This window comes from uncultured Acidaminococcus sp., from assembly GCA_900538365.1.
GTDB lineage: Bacteria > Bacillota > Negativicutes > Acidaminococcales > Acidaminococcaceae > Acidaminococcus.
Map to the genome: position 1 here is coordinate 1 of UPXT01000008.1, position 17,967 is coordinate 17,967.

15 protein-coding genes are annotated in these 17,967 nt (G+C 51.6%); 13 read left to right on the top strand and 2 right to left on the bottom strand.

Going from position 1 to position 17,967, the window contains the following annotated elements; all coding sequences use genetic code 11:
• Positions 1 to 211: 211 nt before the first annotated feature.
• The 8 genes from rpsF to QZQ08_RS02865 all read left to right on the top strand — a co-directional run bounded on the left by rpsF (position 212) and on the right by QZQ08_RS02865 (position 7,980).
• Complete coding sequence (gene rpsF, locus QZQ08_RS02830; protein WP_009015739.1) at positions 212 to 496, top strand: 30S ribosomal protein S6; 285 nt, start codon at positions 212 to 214, stop codon at positions 494 to 496.
• Positions 497 to 514: 18 nt separating this feature from the next.
• On the top strand, positions 515 to 955 hold the full coding sequence (locus QZQ08_RS02835) for a single-stranded DNA-binding protein (RefSeq protein ID WP_296327541.1): 441 nt from the start codon (positions 515 to 517) through the stop codon (positions 953 to 955).
• Between the two features lie 17 nt (positions 956 to 972).
• The gene (rpsR, locus tag QZQ08_RS02840) at positions 973 to 1,209 is read left to right on the top strand and encodes a 30S ribosomal protein S18 (RefSeq protein WP_026385409.1); all 237 of its coding nucleotides are present in this window, start codon (positions 973 to 975) and stop codon (positions 1,207 to 1,209) included.
• Positions 1,210 to 1,380: 171 nt separating this feature from the next.
• Complete coding sequence (locus QZQ08_RS02845) at positions 1,381 to 2,988, top strand: efflux transporter outer membrane subunit (protein ID WP_296327544.1); 1,608 nt, start codon at positions 1,381 to 1,383, stop codon at positions 2,986 to 2,988.
• Positions 2,969 to 3,997 (top strand): efflux RND transporter periplasmic adaptor subunit, encoded by a 1,029-nt coding sequence (locus QZQ08_RS02850; protein ID WP_296327546.1) that lies wholly within the window; start codon positions 2,969 to 2,971, stop codon positions 3,995 to 3,997. The genes QZQ08_RS02845 and QZQ08_RS02850 overlap by 20 nt, the downstream gene beginning before the upstream one ends.
• A gap of 13 nt (positions 3,998 to 4,010) precedes the next feature.
• Complete coding sequence (locus QZQ08_RS02855) at positions 4,011 to 5,759, top strand: ATP-binding cassette domain-containing protein (protein ID WP_296327550.1); 1,749 nt, start codon at positions 4,011 to 4,013, stop codon at positions 5,757 to 5,759.
• Entirely contained in the window at positions 5,759 to 6,868 is a 1,110-nt protein-coding gene (locus QZQ08_RS02860; protein ID WP_296327693.1) for an ABC transporter permease, read from the top strand. Before QZQ08_RS02855 ends, QZQ08_RS02860 begins: the two co-directional genes overlap by 1 nt.
• The gene (locus QZQ08_RS02865; RefSeq protein ID WP_296327552.1) at positions 6,865 to 7,980 is read left to right on the top strand and encodes an ABC transporter permease; all 1,116 of its coding nucleotides are present in this window, start codon (positions 6,865 to 6,867) and stop codon (positions 7,978 to 7,980) included. The genes QZQ08_RS02860 and QZQ08_RS02865 overlap by 4 nt, the downstream gene beginning before the upstream one ends.
• A 46-nt stretch (positions 7,981 to 8,026) precedes the next feature.
• Here the strand turns inward: QZQ08_RS02865 and QZQ08_RS02870 are convergent, their stop codons facing one another.
• Both QZQ08_RS02870 and QZQ08_RS02875 read right to left on the bottom strand, forming a co-directional pair.
• Entirely contained in the window at positions 8,027 to 9,370 is a 1,344-nt protein-coding gene (locus QZQ08_RS02870; RefSeq protein ID WP_296327555.1) for an MATE family efflux transporter, read from the bottom strand.
• A 259-nt stretch (positions 9,371 to 9,629) separates the two neighbouring features.
• A complete protein-coding gene (locus tag QZQ08_RS02875) occupies positions 9,630 to 10,493 on the bottom strand; it encodes a LysR family transcriptional regulator (protein WP_296327557.1) in 864 nt (287 codons plus the stop codon).
• Between the two features lie 88 nt (positions 10,494 to 10,581).
• Between QZQ08_RS02875 and QZQ08_RS02880 the strand changes: the two genes are divergently transcribed.
• From QZQ08_RS02880 to QZQ08_RS02900, 5 genes are all read left to right on the top strand, one after another.
• Positions 10,582 to 11,703, top strand: a complete 1,122-nt coding sequence (locus QZQ08_RS02880; RefSeq protein ID WP_296327559.1) for a 2-methylaconitate cis-trans isomerase PrpF family protein — start codon at positions 10,582 to 10,584, stop codon at positions 11,701 to 11,703.
• 40 nt (positions 11,704 to 11,743) lie between these two features.
• Positions 11,744 to 14,017, top strand: a complete 2,274-nt coding sequence (locus tag QZQ08_RS02885; protein WP_296327562.1) for a hydratase — start codon at positions 11,744 to 11,746, stop codon at positions 14,015 to 14,017.
• Positions 14,018 to 14,134: 117 nt separating this feature from the next.
• Positions 14,135 to 15,388: an SLC13 family permease gene (locus tag QZQ08_RS02890; RefSeq protein WP_296327565.1), complete on the top strand. Its 1,254-nt coding sequence runs from the start codon at positions 14,135 to 14,137 to the stop codon at positions 15,386 to 15,388.
• A 25-nt stretch (positions 15,389 to 15,413) separates the two neighbouring features.
• Complete coding sequence (locus tag QZQ08_RS02895; RefSeq protein ID WP_296327568.1) at positions 15,414 to 16,454, top strand: lactonase family protein; 1,041 nt, start codon at positions 15,414 to 15,416, stop codon at positions 16,452 to 16,454.
• Between the two features lie 87 nt (positions 16,455 to 16,541).
• Positions 16,542 to 17,882 carry a pyruvate carboxylase subunit B gene (locus tag QZQ08_RS02900; RefSeq protein WP_296327571.1) on the top strand — a complete coding sequence of 447 codons (1,341 nt, stop codon included), beginning with the start codon at positions 16,542 to 16,544 and terminating at the stop codon, positions 17,880 to 17,882.
• The last annotated feature ends 85 nt before the right edge of the window (positions 17,883 to 17,967 follow it).

The following is a 17,967-nucleotide window of genomic DNA, read 5'->3' on the forward strand; positions in this document are numbered from 1 at the left end:
TCCCCTTTATTTTGCAAGGACTATTTTTCCCTACCGAGAAACATTTTACGCTTAGTTCAACTTAATTATACAATCCGCCAGGAAAAATGCTATAGAAAAGCTCTTGAAATGTTTCATGAAGCATGGTAAAATAGTCAAGCTGTATATATGAAAGTATATACTTCTTCTGCTCCCATCGTAGGGAAGCAAATCCAAAGGAGGAGGTGATTTCGTGAATAACTACGAAGTCATGTACATCGTAAAGCCGGTTGAAGAGGAAGCTTATAGCGCTGTCGTAAAAAAATTCGACGACCTTCTGACGGCTAACGGCGCCACTATCGAAAAGACCGATAAGTGGGGCAAAAAGCACCTGGCTTATCCCATCCAGGACATCCAAGATGGCTTGTATGTATTGACCACTTTCAGTGCTGAACCTGCCGCCGTTAAGGAATTGGACCGTGTGATGAAGATTACCGACGAAATTCTGCGTCACATGATCATCCGCAAGGGCGAGTAAGCAAGGAGGATTTGGTGTATGAATAGGATATTTTTGTTAGGCCGGCTCGTACGCGATCCGGAAGTACGGGTAACTCCTACGGAACGTACCGTCTGCACCTTTACTCTGGCGGTGGACCGCCCCTTCACTGCGAAGAACGGCCAGCGCGAAGCGGATTTTATCAACATCGTAACTTGGAATAAAACCGCTGAATTATGTGGGAACAGCTTACTCAAGGGACAAAGGGCCCTCGTGGAAGGACGCCTGCAGATCCGTTCCTACGATGACAAGGACGGGAACCGTCATTGGATCACGGAAGTCATCGCAGATCGGATTGAATTCATTGAAAGAAAGGGTTCGGGTTCCTCGGCTCCTTCTTCTCAAGGCAGCACGCCTTCCCCGAGCGGAAATGCCCAGAATCAAGGGGGCATGGAAAGCTTTGGCTCTCCCATGGGTTTTGACGAAGAAATCCCATTCTGATAGGAGGGAAATACATGATTAACAAGCGTGACCGCGGAAACAGAAGACCGAGAAGAAAGGTCTGCTCCTTCTGCGTTGATAAAGTCGAAGAAATCGACTACAAGGATGTCGCAAAACTGCGCAAGTTCATCACCGAACGTGGCAAGATCCTGCCGCGCCGCATTACCGGTACCTGCGCAAAGCATCAGCGTCAGCTGACGATTGCTATCAAGCGCGCCAGAAACGTTGCTCTGCTGCCGTTTACGGCTGAATAAGGAGCCTAAAGGGCTGTACAATGAAGCATCGCTTTATTGTACAGCCCTTTTTTTGTGCGTAAGCCCTGACCCATGGAAGAAGAAAGAGACTCCTCCTTGAATTTCTTTACACAAAATCCTATACTTTGAATAGATAATTGCTGATAATATATCATTTCTATTTGGTGGGAGGTGGATGGGTTGAACTTCCTTCAACAGACATCCCTTGGCCTGTCCTTCTTTTTGCTCATGGGGTCCTTTGTCCCGGCCTTTGCCGCAGCGGCCGCATCCGCTCCGCAGACTTTTTCCGGAGCGGCAGGGCAAAAGGATGCTTCTTGGATCGATTTGGCGACGGCTTATGGGAATCCGTACGTCCGGGACGACGTGGATGCTTCGTTATCGCTGCAGCAGCTGTCTAGCTGGTGGGAACTTTTCCATGATGACACACTGACGGAACTCATTTCTTTGGCCCTTGAGAACAACAAGGATCTTGAAGCCGCTCGTTCCCGACTTTCTGAAGCTCGGGCCCAAGTCGGGATTGCGGAGTCTGCCCGGCTTCCCTGGATCAATCTCCATGGGGGATGGATGCGGGGAAACGTGCCTGACAATGTGGTTGATGGGGTGCTTCCTGAAGGACCGGTACGGGACCAGATGGGGCTTGACACGCAGTCAGACGGTTCCTTTGCCGGGATTGACGCGTCTTGGGAACTGGACGTTTTTGGGCGGACAAAAGCCAAGGTGCGGACAGCTTCCGATACCCTTCAGGCCCAAAATGCCAAGCTGTACGAGGTGTGGGTCAGTCTATCGGCTGAACTGGCCCTAAACTACATCACCCTGCGGACTTTGCAGCAAGAGCGGATGGTAACCGCATCCCATATTGCCAGTCAGGAAGAAACCTTGGAACTGCTGCAGGTCAACCACAAGGCGGGACTCCTTTCCGATGTGCCCCTTCAGCAGTCGGAATATACCCTGTATAGTGCCCGTTCCCAGCTGCCTGCCCTTAATAAGGACATTGCCAGGACCCTTTCCCGGATTGCCCTTTTGACCGGCACTGTCCCGGGCTTTCTTGACCAGAAGCTGCAGACACCTCAGCCGCTTCCCGATATCGATGCCCGCCTTTATGGAGCCATTCCGGCGGACCTCCTGAGGCAGCGGCCGGATATCCACGCCGCTGAACGCGCTTGGGCGGCCCAGATGGCCCGGACCGATGAAGCGCGGGCCGCGCTGAAACCAAGATTCTCCATCCTGGGGCTGCTTGGTTTTGCGACCCTTGGAGGGGGTCTTTTCTCAGCTGGCAGTCAGGGCTTTGCCGTGCTTCCCCAGATTTCCTATCCTTTGTTTCATGGTGGGGCCCTCAAAAAGAATATAGCCGTCCAGAAGGCTGCGGAAAAGGAAAAGAAGGCCCTTTATGAAAAGATGGTCCTCAAGGCAGCAGGGGAAGTCAGAGCGTCCATGGCCGCCATTGCCGAAGATCATGCTGCTTCCCTGACCCTCCAAAAAGGACGGGACGCTTCCCATGAGGCCTATGATCTGGTCCGTCATAACTATCACAGCGGGCTGGGAACCTATCTGGATGTGCTGGATGCGCAGCGGACCTATCTGCAGGCCGACCAGAAATATACGGTTTCAAAGGGAAAGGAGCTGTCTTCCTTGGTTTCCCTTTTCAAGGCCCTTGGAGGCGGTTGGGGACCGCTTGAGGAAGCAAATGGGGGCGCTGCTAGGCGTCACAAGACGGTGCTGACAGACGGCGGCTTGCATGAAGAGAAAGGAAACGAGGCTCATGAAAGAATTCATCAATAGGCTTTGGCAAAAAAAGGTTGGCAAGGCCGCCTTAGGCATCCTTGCCGCCCTTTTTATCATCGGCGGTGGGATGGCCTTATATGAATGGCATGAAGCAAAGCTGGCTGCCCAGACGCTGACCCTCAACGGAAATGTCGATCTTCGGGAAGTTTCCCTTGCCTTTAAGAACAGTGACCGCATTGCTGAAATCCTGGCAGAGGAGGGCGATACGGTCAAGAAAGACCAAGTCCTTGCCCGCCTTGATTCGGATGCGCTTCAATATAAGGTGAAAATTGCCGAAGCCCAAGTGGCAGCCCAACAAGCCGTTGTGGATAAGCTGCATAATGGGACCCGTAGGCAGGAACTTGATCAGGCTGCTGCCAAGGCTCAGGAAACAGCGGCGAATCGGGATTTTCTCCAGCGTGAATATGAACGCAAGCAAGCGGCTTACGATGTCTCCCAAGGCCGCTCCATCAGTGATGAATCCCTCGATGACGTAAAAAGCAAGCTTGACGCGGCTTCTGCCCGCGCCAATGAAGCCCAGGCCAATTATGAGCTTGCCCTGGCCGGTCCTCGAAAAGAGGACATTGCATCAGGAGAAGCCAAACTGGAGAGCCTGACCCAGGAATTGAAGGAACTTCAGTATACCCTCGGTCAATATGAACTCAAGGCCCCTCAAGATGGTGTGGTCCGTTCACGGCTCCTTGAAGTGGGGGATATGGCTTCTCCACAGAAACCGGTCTTTCGAATTTCTCTCAACACCAAAAAATGGGTCCGTGTTTATGTCAAGGAATCTGATTTGGGAAAACTTCATGAAGGCAGCAAAGCAAGCGTGTATATTGATAGTTTCCCTAATCACGCGATTCAGGGACAAGTAGGCTATATTTCAGGAACGGCCGAATTTACGCCTAAGAATGTGGAAACAAAGGACCTGCGTCCGGCCCTTCTTTATGAAGTCCGGGTCTATGTAGAAGATCCCGACAATCTCCTCCGCATGGGAATGCCAGCTACGGTCAAAATCAAATTGTAAAGGGTGAAGTGCCATGGATGAGGTCATAATCCGTGCCCAAGAACTGAATAAGACGTTTTCCCTTAAGCGGGGAAAGCGTGTGGAAGCCCTTAAGGATCTTGATCTTATAGTGAAAAAAGGGGAGCTGACGGCCATCATTGGTCCTGATGGGGCCGGGAAAACCACCTTCATGCGGCTTACGGCGGGGTTGATGGATCCTACAAAAGGAAAGCTGAGCGTATTGGGGTTTGACAGCGTCAAAGAGGCGCAAACGATCCAGCGCCATATTTCCTACATGCCGCAAAAATTTGGCCTTTATGAGGACCTGACCATACAGGAAAACATGGAACTATATGCCGATCTTCATGGCGTGCCCAAAGAAAAAAGACCGGAACGGTTTCACAAGCTGCTGACCATGATGGGCCTGGAACGTTTTACCAATCGCCTTGCAGGCAATCTGTCGGGCGGAATGAAACAAAAACTCGGCCTATCCTGCACCTTGGTTCGATCGCCGGAACTTTTGCTCCTAGATGAACCTACGGTCGGTGTCGATCCCCTCAGCCGGCGGGAGTTGTGGGAAATCCTTCAGGAATTTGTCCATGAGGAAAATTTATCCGTCCTTGTCAGTACCGCTTATATGAACGAAGCGGCGCTGTGTCAAAAGGTCTATGTCCTTAACAAGGGTCAGCTTCTTTTTAGCGGGACCCCGGACGGTCTCGCGGAGGTTGCTAGGGGCCGCTGCTATGCTCTTGAATCCCCTAAAAAGCAGCCGACCCGGCTCCTTCAGGCCCAGCTCATCGATGACCGGGATCATGTGGTCGATGCCGTACCCCGCGGCGGAAAGGTTCATTTTATTCTCCAGGAAGGTGTGACCGGTGTTCCTTATCTCGAAAAACGCGGAATCAAGGCAGAGCCAGTTCCTTCGACGCTGGAAGATGGCTTCATGATCCTTTTGAAAAAAGCGGAAGAAGCTTCGCTCCCCTTTTTCCAAGAAGGTGGCCCCCTTGCTGAGGAGGCGCTGCCCAGCCCTCGGAACGTGAATATCATTGTCAAGAATCTGGTCCGCAAATTTGGGGATTTTACAGCGGTTTCCAATACTTCCTTCGAAGTCCATGAGGGGGAAATCTTTGGACTTTTGGGCCCCAACGGGGCAGGTAAGACAACAACTTTCAAGATGCTTTGCGGTCTTTTGCCCGCGACAAGCGGTTTTCTTTCCGTGGCGGGTGTCAACTTACGGCAGGCCCGGACACAGGCAAGGGCCCATATTGGTTATGTCGCGCAGAAATTTTCGCTGTATCGCCATATGAGCGTCAAGGAAAACCTGCTCTTTTTTGGGGGCGTCTATGGGCTTGGTCCTAAAAAATTGGCCCAGCGGATTGAGGCTGTTTCCCATGAATTTTATTTGTCCGATTGTCTCGACTGCAAGGCTGGTGACCTACCGGGCGGATATAAGCAGCGGCTTTCCATGGCCTGTGCGCTCCTTCATGAACCTAAGATTCTTTTTCTTGATGAACCAACGTCGGGAATCGATCCGCTTACGCGGCGCAATTTTTGGCGTCAGATCACAGCTCTGGCGGCCCGGGGGACCACCATCATCATTACGACCCATTTCATGGAAGAGGCTGAATACTGTGATCGTTTCATGATTCAGGACAATGGACACCTGTTGGCCATTGGAAGTCCTGCGGAAATCCGGCAAACCCTCCATAAGGAGGGGGCGGATATGGATGAAATCTTTATGACGATTGTTGAACAGGCGCGAAGGAAAGGAGAGAACTCGTGATGAATGGATTCCTGCGGCGGATGAGCGCCTTGATCAAAAAAGAGTTTCTCCAGCTCTCCCGCGATTCCAGTTCCCTTTTGCTGGGGATTGTCCTTCCCATTGCGCTGATTTTGATTATCGGGTATGGCATTTCCCTTGATATCCGGGACATTCCCACGGCCGTTGTTTTGGAAGACACTTCTCCCAAGGCCCAGGATGCGGTGAGTTTCCTGAATGGGTCCCGCTATTTTTCTCCCACTTATGTCACATCTTTCAAGGAAGCCGAAGCCCTTTTGCTTGATCGAAAGGCCAGTGTGATCATCGATATTCCGCCAGATTTTACATCCAAGTTTGCCCAGGGCCGAGCAAAAATCTTTGTCGCTCTTGATGGGGTGGAAACGGCTACGGCCATGACGACCCAGACCTATATTGAAAGCGGGATTGCTTCTTTTTTGAGGAGGCAGAAGGGTATGGCAGGATCGGCGCAGGTGGCCCTTGAGTCCCGTATGTGGTTCAATGACGCCAATTCCAGTACCTGGTTTTTCCTGCCCGGTCTGATTATGCTGATTGTGACCCTTGTGGGCATCATGCTGACGGCCATTGTTATGGCTCGGGAGTGGGAACGGGGGACTTTTGAATCCCTTTTTGTTACGCCTGTCCGCCCTTTGGAGCTGATCCTTGCCAAGATCATTCCGTATTTTTGTGTAGCCATGGTGGGGGTTTTTCTTTGTCTTTTCTTCTCTCGGGTCCTCTTTGAGGTGCCCCTTGTGGGCTCTCTTGCTATGGTAATCTTGATTTCCATGATCTATCTAATGGTTGCCCTTGGCATCGGACTTGTCATCTCCGAAGTGACCAAGAACCAGTTTCTTGCCTGCCAGTCCTCCCTCTTGATCAGCTTCCTTCCCTGTTTTGTCCTTTCAGGATTTATCTTTGATCTGCGGTCCACTCCGGTTGGGGTTCAGCTCATCGGGGCCATTCTTCCTTTCAGTCACTATTTGACTTGCATCCGGTCCCTTTTCCTATCCGGTACCCATTGGGGGATCCTCTTTAAGGAAGGCGGCCTATTGCTCTTATACGGGTTTTTCTTTATTGGCGCTGCCTTTGAGATGACCAGAAAGAAGGTGGAATGATGGAAGGTATACAGCTTTATTTGGAACAGCTTGCCGTCATCTGCCGCAAGGAAATCCTAGCCATTTGGCAGGATAAGGCGACACGCCTTATCATTGTCGTGCCCTGTATCATCCTGGGCTTCCTCTTTGGTTATGCGGCCAACTACAATTTGGAGAAAGCCCCTTATGCTGTGATTGACCTAAGCCACAGCAAGGAATCGGCCGACCTCATTTCCCATATTGATGGGACAGGGTTTTTCCAACGGGCTGCGACGCTTCAAAATGCCAGGGAAATTGATGATTATATCAACCGGGGCGATGTAGTCATGGCTGTTTCCATCCCTTCTGATTTTTCCAGACGCCTGAACCAAGATCAGGAAGCGCCCGTGCAAGTTATTGCCGATGGCCGCAACACGGTGATTGCCGGTCAGGTCATTGGCCATATGGGGCAGATCATCAGCCGGTACAATCTGGAAAGGAGCGGAATCAAAAGTCCGGTGTCCTTGGAAACGCGGACTTGGTTCAATCCCAACCAGATTACGCGGTGGTTCTTTCTGCCTGGCATCATTGGGCTCTTGAGCTTTTCCCAGGTCTTCCTGCTCTCAGGCCTTTCCGTTGCCCGGGAACGGGAGGAAGGGACGTTCGAGCAGATCTTGGTGGCGCCCATTTCAGAACCCATCATCCTCATCGGCAAGGCCGTTCCGCCCATGATCGTCGGCATCATCCAGTGTACGATCCTGCTTTTTATCAGTCTTTTCTGGTTTAAGGTGCCTTTTGCGGGGTCCTTTCTTGATTTTTATGTCGCGGTTTTCTTCTATGTCCTCAGTTCTACCGGGATTGGTCTCTGCGTTTCTTCCATTTCAAAGAATATGCAGCAAGTGCTTGTTTATGTCATTGTCATGATGGTCCCTATGGCTCTTCTTTCGGGGATCATTACGCCAATTAAGAACATGCCGGTCTTCCTACAGACTTTGACCTATATCGATCCCCTGCGCTTTGGTCTGGAACTCATCCGGCGCATTTACCTGGAGGGACTGCCCCTTACCAGTCTTTCGTGGAACTTGCTGCCGCTGACTGTCGTCGCTGGTGTGACCTTGATTCTTGCGGGCTATTTATTCCGCCATCATACATGAAAAAGGGTCTGTGAAGAAATGAATGTAGCTTTCTTCACAGACCCTTTTACTGTAGGTGCGAGGGATGCTTTTTGAGGAAGGACCAGCAGCCAAGGCAAAGAGCGATCTGGATGAGGGTTGAGGCCGGTGTTGCCAGACCAATATGGAAAAGGGAAACTGGCTGGAATTGACTCATGAGATAGGAGAGGGGAACGCGGACCCCAAAGGAGCCAAAAATCCCCTGAACCATGACAAACGTAGTCAGGCCCAGCCCATTGTAAAAGCCAATGAAGCAGAAGAGAAAACTCGTGAGGAAAGCATCAAAAGCGTAGGCTTTTAGGTAGTCCGCTGCGGCTGCCATAACGGATGGGGAGGACGTAAAAAGGCCGGCCAGGATGTCACCGTGAAAAAAGGTGAAAAAGCCCATGATAAGGCCGCAGCCGCAGGAAAGACCCATGGCGCAGTGAAGAGCTTTGACGGCACGGTCCATGCGGCCAGCTCCTTTGTTTTGGGCCGTGAAGGCCGCCATGGACTGCATGAAGGATGCTGAGACCAGCATAATAAAGCCGCAGATCTTTTCTGAGACGCCGACCCCGGCCGAAGCATCAACCCCGAGGCTGTTAGCAATGGCGAGGATGATGAGAAAGGACAGGCCTACAAAAAAATCCTGCACAGCAAGCGGAACCCCCAAGATCAAGATCCGCTTGATGGTCTTTTTTTGAAACCTGATATGGGCGAGTGTCAGCGTAAAGGGCAGCTTCTTCTGACGGATGAACTGGTAGGAGAGGAGAACGCTGATGCATTGGGAAAGGACGGTTGCCAGGGCCGCGCCTGCGGCACCAAAAGAAAAGACCGCGACCATAAGGAGGTCAAGGACGACGTTTGACACGCAGGCAATGGCTGCGGCAATAAAGGGCGTGTGGGAATCTCCCATACCGCGAAAGAGTCCGCCAATGAGGTTATAGAAGATTATGATGAGGGTACCGCCGCCGCAGATGGATAGATAATGGACCGTCTTCAAAAAAGCGGCTTCCGGAGCATTCATGGCACGGCTCAAGGGGGCCGCACCCAAAGTCAATAAGAGGCTGAAGGCGATGCCGATGAAGGCAAAAAGAACGAGGGAGGCGCCTGCAATCTCACCGCCTTCTGAAGGCTTTTTTTCGCCGATCTTTTGCCCCAAAAGGACTGTCGTTCCTGTGGCAAGGGAACTGATGAGATTTGTCACAGTCTGCATGATCTGGGCGCCTGTAGCAACAGCGGAAACGTCCGTGCTGGAAGCAAACTGACCGACGATAAGAAGATCGACGGTGCCGTACATGGCTTGGAGAAAGAGGGCAAACATGACGGGAAGGGCAAAGTGGATGAGTGTGCGAGAAACGCTCCCCGAGGTAAAATCGATTTGCGAAGGCATGGGAAAAGCTCCTTTCTAGACGGGTGCTGCAACAAAAAACGCCGGATAAGAAAACAGGCATTTCAGCCTGTCATCTTATCCGGCGTACTGTTTCTTTTGAACAGCGTACCCTCTGATGAGTGAACTCATTATACGGGAGACCATCCTGGTTGTCAAGGCGTTGTGCCTTTGAAATTAAAATTCCAATTAAGAATGTTAATAATCATTAACAATCATTTTACAGAATGAAAATGGGGCAGTACAATCGAGAGGAAGAAAATTACAGAATCTTGTGATAAGCCATCAAGGCTTCCAGAAAGGCCTGGACATGGGGTGCAGTTGATTCTCCATGAGAGACGAGGGCATAGGTGTGGCGCAGGAACGGGGTTCCGTCTTGGAAGGTCATGGGTGTCAGGTTTCCTTGAAACCCCGTGAGACAAATCTTGGGCAGGATGGACCAGCCAAAACCTTCTTGGATGACATCGCGGCAGGCGTCGATACTGCCAAGCCACAGAGCGGCGTCAGGAACGGTGAGCTTTTTTTCAAAGAACCAGCGGTCAATGCTGAACTTGGTGTTCATATCGGTCCGGTGTCCCACATAAGGTTCTTGGCAGAGGGTTTCTTCCGTGAGGGGGTGGCAGCTCACGAGGCAGAAGGGCTCCGAATCAAGGAGAATTTTCGTATCGGACCATTTGTAATCGCCGCGGACGATGGCAATATCAAGTTTGTGGTTCAATAGATCGCTGTAGAGTTTTTCACTGTGGGAATCCATGACGGTCAGATGGATGCGGGGATACGTCTGGGTAAAGCGGCGCAGGATGGTCGGAAAATGGCGGCTCATGTAGTTTAAGGAGACCCCAATGGTGATGGATCCGGTGAGTTCATCGGTCGCTGATGATACATCTTCTCGGAATGTTTTTTCGAGAGCAAGAATCTGCTGGCACAAGGTGACAAACAGGTCTCCTTCCCGTGTAAAGCGGACTCCTTTGCGGGAACGGGTAAGCAGTTTGCAGTGGAATTCCTCTTCCCAGCCTTGGATCATCTTTGTCAGGGCCGATTGGGTTAGAAAGACTTCTTTGGCTGTGTGGGTGATGTTCCCATTTTCGTGGAGGCGGAGAAAATAAGCGAGTTTTTTCGTATCCATTTTCAATTCCTTTCTGGAATGGAAATTTATTATATAAAATCGTATTGAGAATATTGTATCACAAAGCAAGTACTAAGGAGGCAAAATCATGGCAGTAAGAAAATTCCCCTGTGTCTATATGCGGGGCGGGACGAGCAAAGCGGTGTTTTTCCATAAAGAGGATCTTCCGGAAGAGCCCAAAGCCTGGGATGAAATTTTTCTGAAAGTCATGGGCACACCAGACGTCAAACAGATTGACGGTATGGGAGGCACTGTGTCTTCGACGAGTAAGGTCGCCATTATTGCCAAATCGACAAGGCCCGATGCGGACGTAGATTATACATTCTGCCAGGTTGATATCAAACAACCAACGTTGGGCTGGAATGCCAACTGCGGCAATATATCCTCAGCGGTAGGGCCCTATGCGATTGATGAAGGGCTTGTGGAAGCGGTCGAACCGATTACGGTTGTCAAGGTCTACAACACGAACACGAAAAAAATCATCGAAGAACATGTCCGCGTCAAGGATGGTCACGCCGATGTCTATGGTGACGCTGCCATCAAAGGGGTTCCGGGAACGGGATCCCCAATCGATATGTACTTCATGGATCCTGCCGGTGCGGCAACGGGAAAACTCCTGCCCACGGGCAGTAATCGGGATATCCTTGATGTGCCGGACTATGGCCCTATCGAAGTAACCATCATGGATTGCTCTAACCCAGTTGTCTTCATCCGGGCCAAGGACCTTGGCATCAAAGGAACGGAACTTACGGAACTAAACGCCAATAAGTCTGTTATGGAACATATTGAACGTGTTCGCTGCCTTGCTGCCAAGGCTTGCGGTCTTGTAGACAACTGGGAAGACGCCCGCACAAAATGCACGTCCATCCCGAAGGTTTCCATCGTATCCGAACCACAGGATTATGTGAACATGGATGGGGAGACGGTCAAGAAGGAATCTATGGACCTATGTGTCCGCGGTATTTCCGTCGGTGCTCTCCATAAGGCCTATCCCATGACAGTGACGGTCTGCACGGGGGCTGCGGCACTTATTCCGGGAACCCTTGTGAACGAAATTGTAAAGCCGAAGGAAGGCCAGCATCAGTTCATGCTGGGACACGCCAGCGGTGTTACGGATGTGGATATGGAAATGGATGGTGAACGCGTCGTCAAGGGCGGCGTCCTCCGAACAGCCCGCCGCATCATGGATGGCACGGTCTACATCCGGTAAGGGCAGCTAAAAAAAGATTCTTGAAAAAAGGAGAGGGAACATGATCAAGTTATACGGCGAACCGACCTATGTCATGAGAAATAAAGTAATCCGCAGCGGGAAGGAGAAGGTTGGCACGACCCCTGAAACCGCGCGGAAGGGAACCATGACCTACAAGGTGCTGAAGGCCCACTGTCAGACGAACGATAGGGAAAACCTCAGCATTAAGTTTGATTCCATGGGGGTCTATGACAACACCTATGTTGGCATCCTGCAGACGGCCATTGCCAGCGGGCTCAAGGAATTTCCTATGCCCTGCGTCTTCACGAACTGCCACAATTGTCTGAATGCTGTCGGCGGTACGATCAATGAAGACGTTCATAAATACGCCCTTTCGGCGTGCAAGAAATACGGCGGCATCTTTGTTCCGCCCCATGAAGCGGTCATCCATCAGTATATGCGGGAAATGATCGTGAGTGCCGGCGATATGGCCATCGTTTCCGACAGCCATACGCGGTATGGATCCCTGGGCTCCCTGTCCATTGGCGAAGGCGGGCCGGAACTTGCCAAAGCCATGCTGGGTAAGTTCTATGCCCTGAAGTACCCGAAAGTCGTTGCCGTATTCATGACAGGAACGCCGAAACCTTGGGTTGGGCCCATGGACGTTATCCTTTCCATTATCGGCGAAGTCTTCAAAAATGGTTTTGTCAAGAACTGCGTTCTCGAATTCGTTGGTCCTGGCGTCAAGAACCTGTCCATGGATTTCCGCAATGGCATCGATACGATGACGACGGAATCGACGTGTCTGTCCTCTCTGTGGACGACGGACGCAAAGACGGAAGAATACTTTGCCATCCACGGCCGTCCTGAAGATTACAAGGAAATGAAACCGGACGATACCGCACTTTATGATAAGGTCATCGAAGTCAACCTCGATATGATTGAACCGGTCATTGCCCTTCCGTTCCATCCGAGCAATGTCTACAGCCTGAAGGAAATCATTGCTGATCCGAAGGAAGCCCTTTCCATCATCGACAAAAATGCCAAGCGCACCTTTGAAAATAACCCTAACGTCCATTGGAACCTTGCCGGAAAGATCCATGACGACGGCAAGCTCTATGTTGACCAGGGCGTCATCGCAGGCTGCTGTTCTGGTTCCTTTGAAAACCTCTATGCCGTCGGAAAGATGGCTGAATATATGAATCACGGCGTCGGCAGCTTCAACTTCAATGTTTATCCTGCCAGCCAGCCCATCATGACAGCCCTCATGGAAGCCGGGACCATCAAGACACTCATGGACTACGGGGTCCGCGTAAAGAGTGCTTTTTGCGGACCTTGCTTTGGCGCCGGCGATACACCTGCCAACAACGAATTCTCCATTCGCCACACAACGCGCAACTTTCCGAACCGCGAAGGTTCTAACCCAGCCATGAACCAGTTCTCCTGTGTTGCCCTCATGGATTCCCGCAGCATTGCTGCAACGAGCTTTAACGGCGGTAAACTGACGAGTGCGGAAGAAGTATGGCAGGATATTACCTATCCAAAGTACCACTTCAACAGCCAGATTTATGAACATACGGTCTATAACGGCTTCAAGAAAGCCGAAAAGGATGTGGAAATGGTCTATGGTCCGGATATCCGCGACTGGCCTGATATGACAGAACTGGCAGATGACCTTCTCCTTAAGGTGGCAAGCGTCATCCATGATGAAGTCACGACGACGGATGAACTCATTCCTTCCGGTGAAACGGCATCCTATCGTTCCAATCCGGAAAAAATTTCCGCATTCACCTTAATCCGCAAGGATCCGAAATACGTGGGCCGTGCCAAGACAGTTCGCGAATTTGAACGGGCTCGGCTTAAGGGTGATGAGAAAACGGCCATGGAATACTTCTCCATCTTGGAAAAGGCCGGCATTTTCGTGCCTAAGGACCGCCTCATGAACCATACGGGCATTGGCAGCGTTCTTTATGCAAAACGGCCTGGTGACGGCAGCGCCCGTGAATATGCGGCAAGCTGCCAAAAAGTTCTAGGCGGCTTTGCTAATATCTGTATCGAATACGCAACGAAACGGTATCGCTCCAACTGTGTCAACTGGGGCATCCTGCCTTTCACCTGCGGGACCGATCCCATCGACCTTCAGCCCGGTGAATACATCTACCTGCCGAACATACGCAATGCTGTGGAAAAAGGTCTGACAGAAGTGGAGGCTACGGTCATTTCTGAAGACGGGAAGACGAGAGTGCTGAAGCTGAACCTTCCTGATGTGACGGAAGCAGAAAAGGAAGTCCTTCTTGCCGGCAGTCTCATCAACTTCTACAAACTGGGGAAATAAACCCAGCTATCAGGAAGAAACCTTAAACGCGCCATAAAGAGGAAACGGGGATAGAACAGGCCAGATAAAGGCCCTGTTTCCTCTTTCTTCATGATTTGATGGAAAGGAGGAGAACTGATGCAAACCATTTCACTGCTGGTCCTGATTGCAGCCATTGCCATTGGCTTTTGGAAAAACATCAATGTGGGAATCGTATCCCTGGCCCTGGGCTTTATCTTGACGGCCGCAATGGGGATAAGCGTCAAAGTCCTTGTCGCTGGTTTTCCGACCAAGCTTTTTCTGACCCTTTTGGGAACGATGTACTTTTTTGCCCTCCTGCAGGACAACCGGACCTTGGAACTTCTTTCGAGAAAAATTATCAGTTTATTTAAAATGAGGCCCTTTCTCATGCCTGTCGTGATCTATGTGGTTTCCTATGTCATGAGTGCCGCCGGGCCGGGCGCCATTTCTGTCCAGTCTGTCATGATCATCTTTGCTGTCAGCCTTGCGGTCCAGATGAAGGCAGACCCTATCCTTATGGCTGTCATGGCCATCTTGGGGGCTGTTGGTGGGACGGCATCCCCCATTGCCCTGACGGGAATCATCGTAACAGACCTCACGGCTTCCCTCCATGTGCCAGGCATTGCGGTTCCTGTCTTTTACGGCGTCACGGCAGCAAACGTCTTCATTGCCGCTGTCTTTTATGTGGTCTTGGGCGGTTATCGGATGACCCTTGACGCGGATCTTCAGAACGCGGGCGGTGAAGCCTTTACGTGGGAACAGAAGATCTGCCTTGCCGGCCTTGCTGCCCTTGTTGTCATGGTTGTCATCTTCCGTATGGATGTGGGGTTTGTCTCTTTCTTCCTTGCGTTTCTTCTCATGTTTGTCGGAGCGGCGGACAAAAAGCGTCCTATAAAGCTTGTTCCTTGGAATGTCCTGATCCTTATCTGCGGCATCAGCGTTCTTATGAGCGTCATCAAAAAAGCAGGCGGAATCAAACTTTTGGCAGACCTCTTGGCTTCCCTTATGACGGAAGGTACGGCGGCCGGACTGATTGCTGCTACGGCCGGTTTTATGAGCTGGTTCAGCTCGGCCAACGGCGTTGTCTTTCCAACCCTCATTCCGACCCTGCCTGAAATCATTGCCAAGGTAGGCGGCGAGCTACGCCTTGTCGATATGCTTGTTGGCGTGGTTGGGGCCGCAACGGTAGCCGGCATCAGCCCTCTTTCTACAGGCGGTAGCCTCATCATGGCGACGGTAGCCCAGAACGAAGCGGCTTCGTCGGAAGATTCGTCGAAGATGTTCCTGAAACTTTTCCTCCTGTCTTTCTGTGCTGTTATGCTTGTTGTGGTCTTTTCCCTTGTAGGTGTGACCAAACTGATTGTGTACTGATTTACTGCTGAAAAGGAGAATGCTCATGTTTGCTTACGTTGGATCGAGAACGACAAAGGAACGCAATGCCACGGGAAAAGGAATTTCCGTTTACGAAGTACATGGTTATGACTGGAAGCTCATTCAAGTCGTGGAGGATTTGGTGAACCCTTCTTTCCAATGCTTTGACGAAACCGGGGATTTCCTCTATTCCGTCCACGGTGACTTCAGCGAAATCAGTGCTTTCAAACGGGAACGGAAGACGGGTTGCCTGACCTATCTCCAAACGGCAAGTACAGAAGGAAAGAACCCGGTCCACCTGTCCATGGACCGCTGCAACAAGTGGATCTATGTGGCAAACCTTGCAACGGGCACAGTTTCTGTCATTGAACGCCGGGAAGATGGAACGGTGGGTAGCTGTGTCAATCAGTACGTCATTCCTGGCAAAGAGGCTGGCCATTTTTCCCATCCCCATCAGGTCCTTCAGGATCCGTCCCGGGAATATCTGCTTGTTTCCTGCCAGGGTCGGGAACATGGCTTTGGACAGGTTGACGTTTTCAAGATCAACCATGACGGCACGCTGACCCCGACAGATCGGGTGCCCAGCCGCGAGATTGCGGAACCCCGCCATCTGACTTTTGCTGGCCCCAAGGGCTGCTGCTATGGTTCCAATGAAAAGGATTATACCGTCACGGCCTATCATTTTGACGCAAAAAAAGGGACCCTATCCCCCTTCCAGATTGTGCCGACCCTGCCTGATACCTTCACTGATGATGGCTGGGCAAGCGGTATCGTGTCTGCTCCTGGCGGCCGTTTTGTCTATGTGTCGAATCGCAAGGCAGATTTGGTGAGTGTTTTTGCTGCAGACCCTGCAACGGGAGAACTTTCCCTGGTTCAGTGGATTCCTACAAAAGGCAAACAGCCCCGCTTCATCGGTATGGTGCCTGATGGGTCCATGCTCGTTGTGGCCAATGAACTGGGCGCGTCCATCCGCGTCTTTGATGTCGATCCCCAAACGGGCCGCCTCCATGATGGTGAACATGTCATTAAGACGCATAGCCCCGTTTGCGTGACCTTTGCCCTCTAAGGCAGCCGGCCTTGGGAGAAAGGCCGGCTGCTTATACCCAATGAACTGGCTGTCCGCGCAGCTTTTGATGTAAAAAGGAGAATGAACATGTTATGTCCTGTACGCCTTGTGTCCTGTGACCTTCGTGATGGCCAGCAGGCTGCCATCGCGACCCGCATGACGACGGAGGAAATGCTTCCCGTCCTGGAACCGCTTGATGAATTTGGCTTTGATGCCCTGGAAGTGTGGGGTGGTGCGACCTTTGACGCGTGCATCCGCTTTTTGGGAGAAGATCCCTGGGAGCGTCTGCGCACAATCAAGGCTCATGTGAAGAAGACGCCCCTGCGTATGCTTCTGCGGGGACAGAATCTTTTGGGCTATGCTCCTTATCCGGATGATGTGGTCGATCATTTTGTTGCTGCCGCAGCCCGTGACGGCATTGACATTTTCCTCATCTTTGACGGCCTCAACGATGTGCGCAATGTGCGCCGCGCTGCCGAAGCTGCCCTTAAAGCCGGGAAGAAGGTGGAAGCCAATATTCAGTTTACGTCAAGCCCTGTCCACACGGTGGAATCCTTCATAAAGACGGCGCAGGACTATCTTGACATTGGTGCCACGGCCCTTCATCTCGAAGACATGGGCGGGATGAAGACGCCCCGGGAAGCGGTAGAGACCGTCAAGGCCTTGAAGGAAACCTTTGATGTGCCGGTCCACTATCACGCGCACTGTGTAGGCGGGATGACGGATATTACCTACTGGGAAGTTATCCGCGCCGGTGTCGATGTGGTAGATGTCGATACGGCTGCTTTTGCCTTGGGAACCGGGCATCCTTGCGCGGAAAGCTTGATTGCCGTCCTTGCCGGCACGGAGCGCGATACAGGACTTGACTATACGAAGCTGGCGCCCATTACGGCTCACCTCCAAAAGGTGCGGCAGGCCCATCATGAATATGAATCAAAGCTGCGCGGGGTTGACATCAACGTAGTGCGTCATCAGATCCCTGGCGGGATGCGGAGCAACCTGGAATTCCAGCTTGCCCAGCTCAATGCGGAAACCCGCTTGCCGGAGGTCCTTGAGGAAGTGGTCAATGTTCGCCGTGATCTGGGCTATCCCCCGTTGGGGACACCTTTTTCTCAAATGTGCGGCGCCCAGGCCACGATGAATGTCATGAGCGGGGGCCGCTACAAGGTCCTTTTAAAGGAAGTGAAGGATTACGTCCTCGGGAAATATGGTAAAGCGCCTGGACCTGTTGCGGAAGTTCTTAAGAAACTCGTCCTTCGTAAGGAGTCGGAACCGCTTTCCTGTCGTCCGGCTGACATGATTGCACCGGGCTGGCAGGCGGGCGTTTCCGCAAGCCGAGATATTGCAAAAAGCGAGGAAGATATCCTTACGTATCTTCTTTTCCCGCAAGTGGGTGGGGATTTCCTTAAAAGAAAATATGCAAAATAAGCGGGACACTCAGGAAAGACCGTTTGTGCGGCTACGGGAAGCTGTCTTTTTCAGACAGCTTCCTTTTTGCGTGGATTTTTGCCAA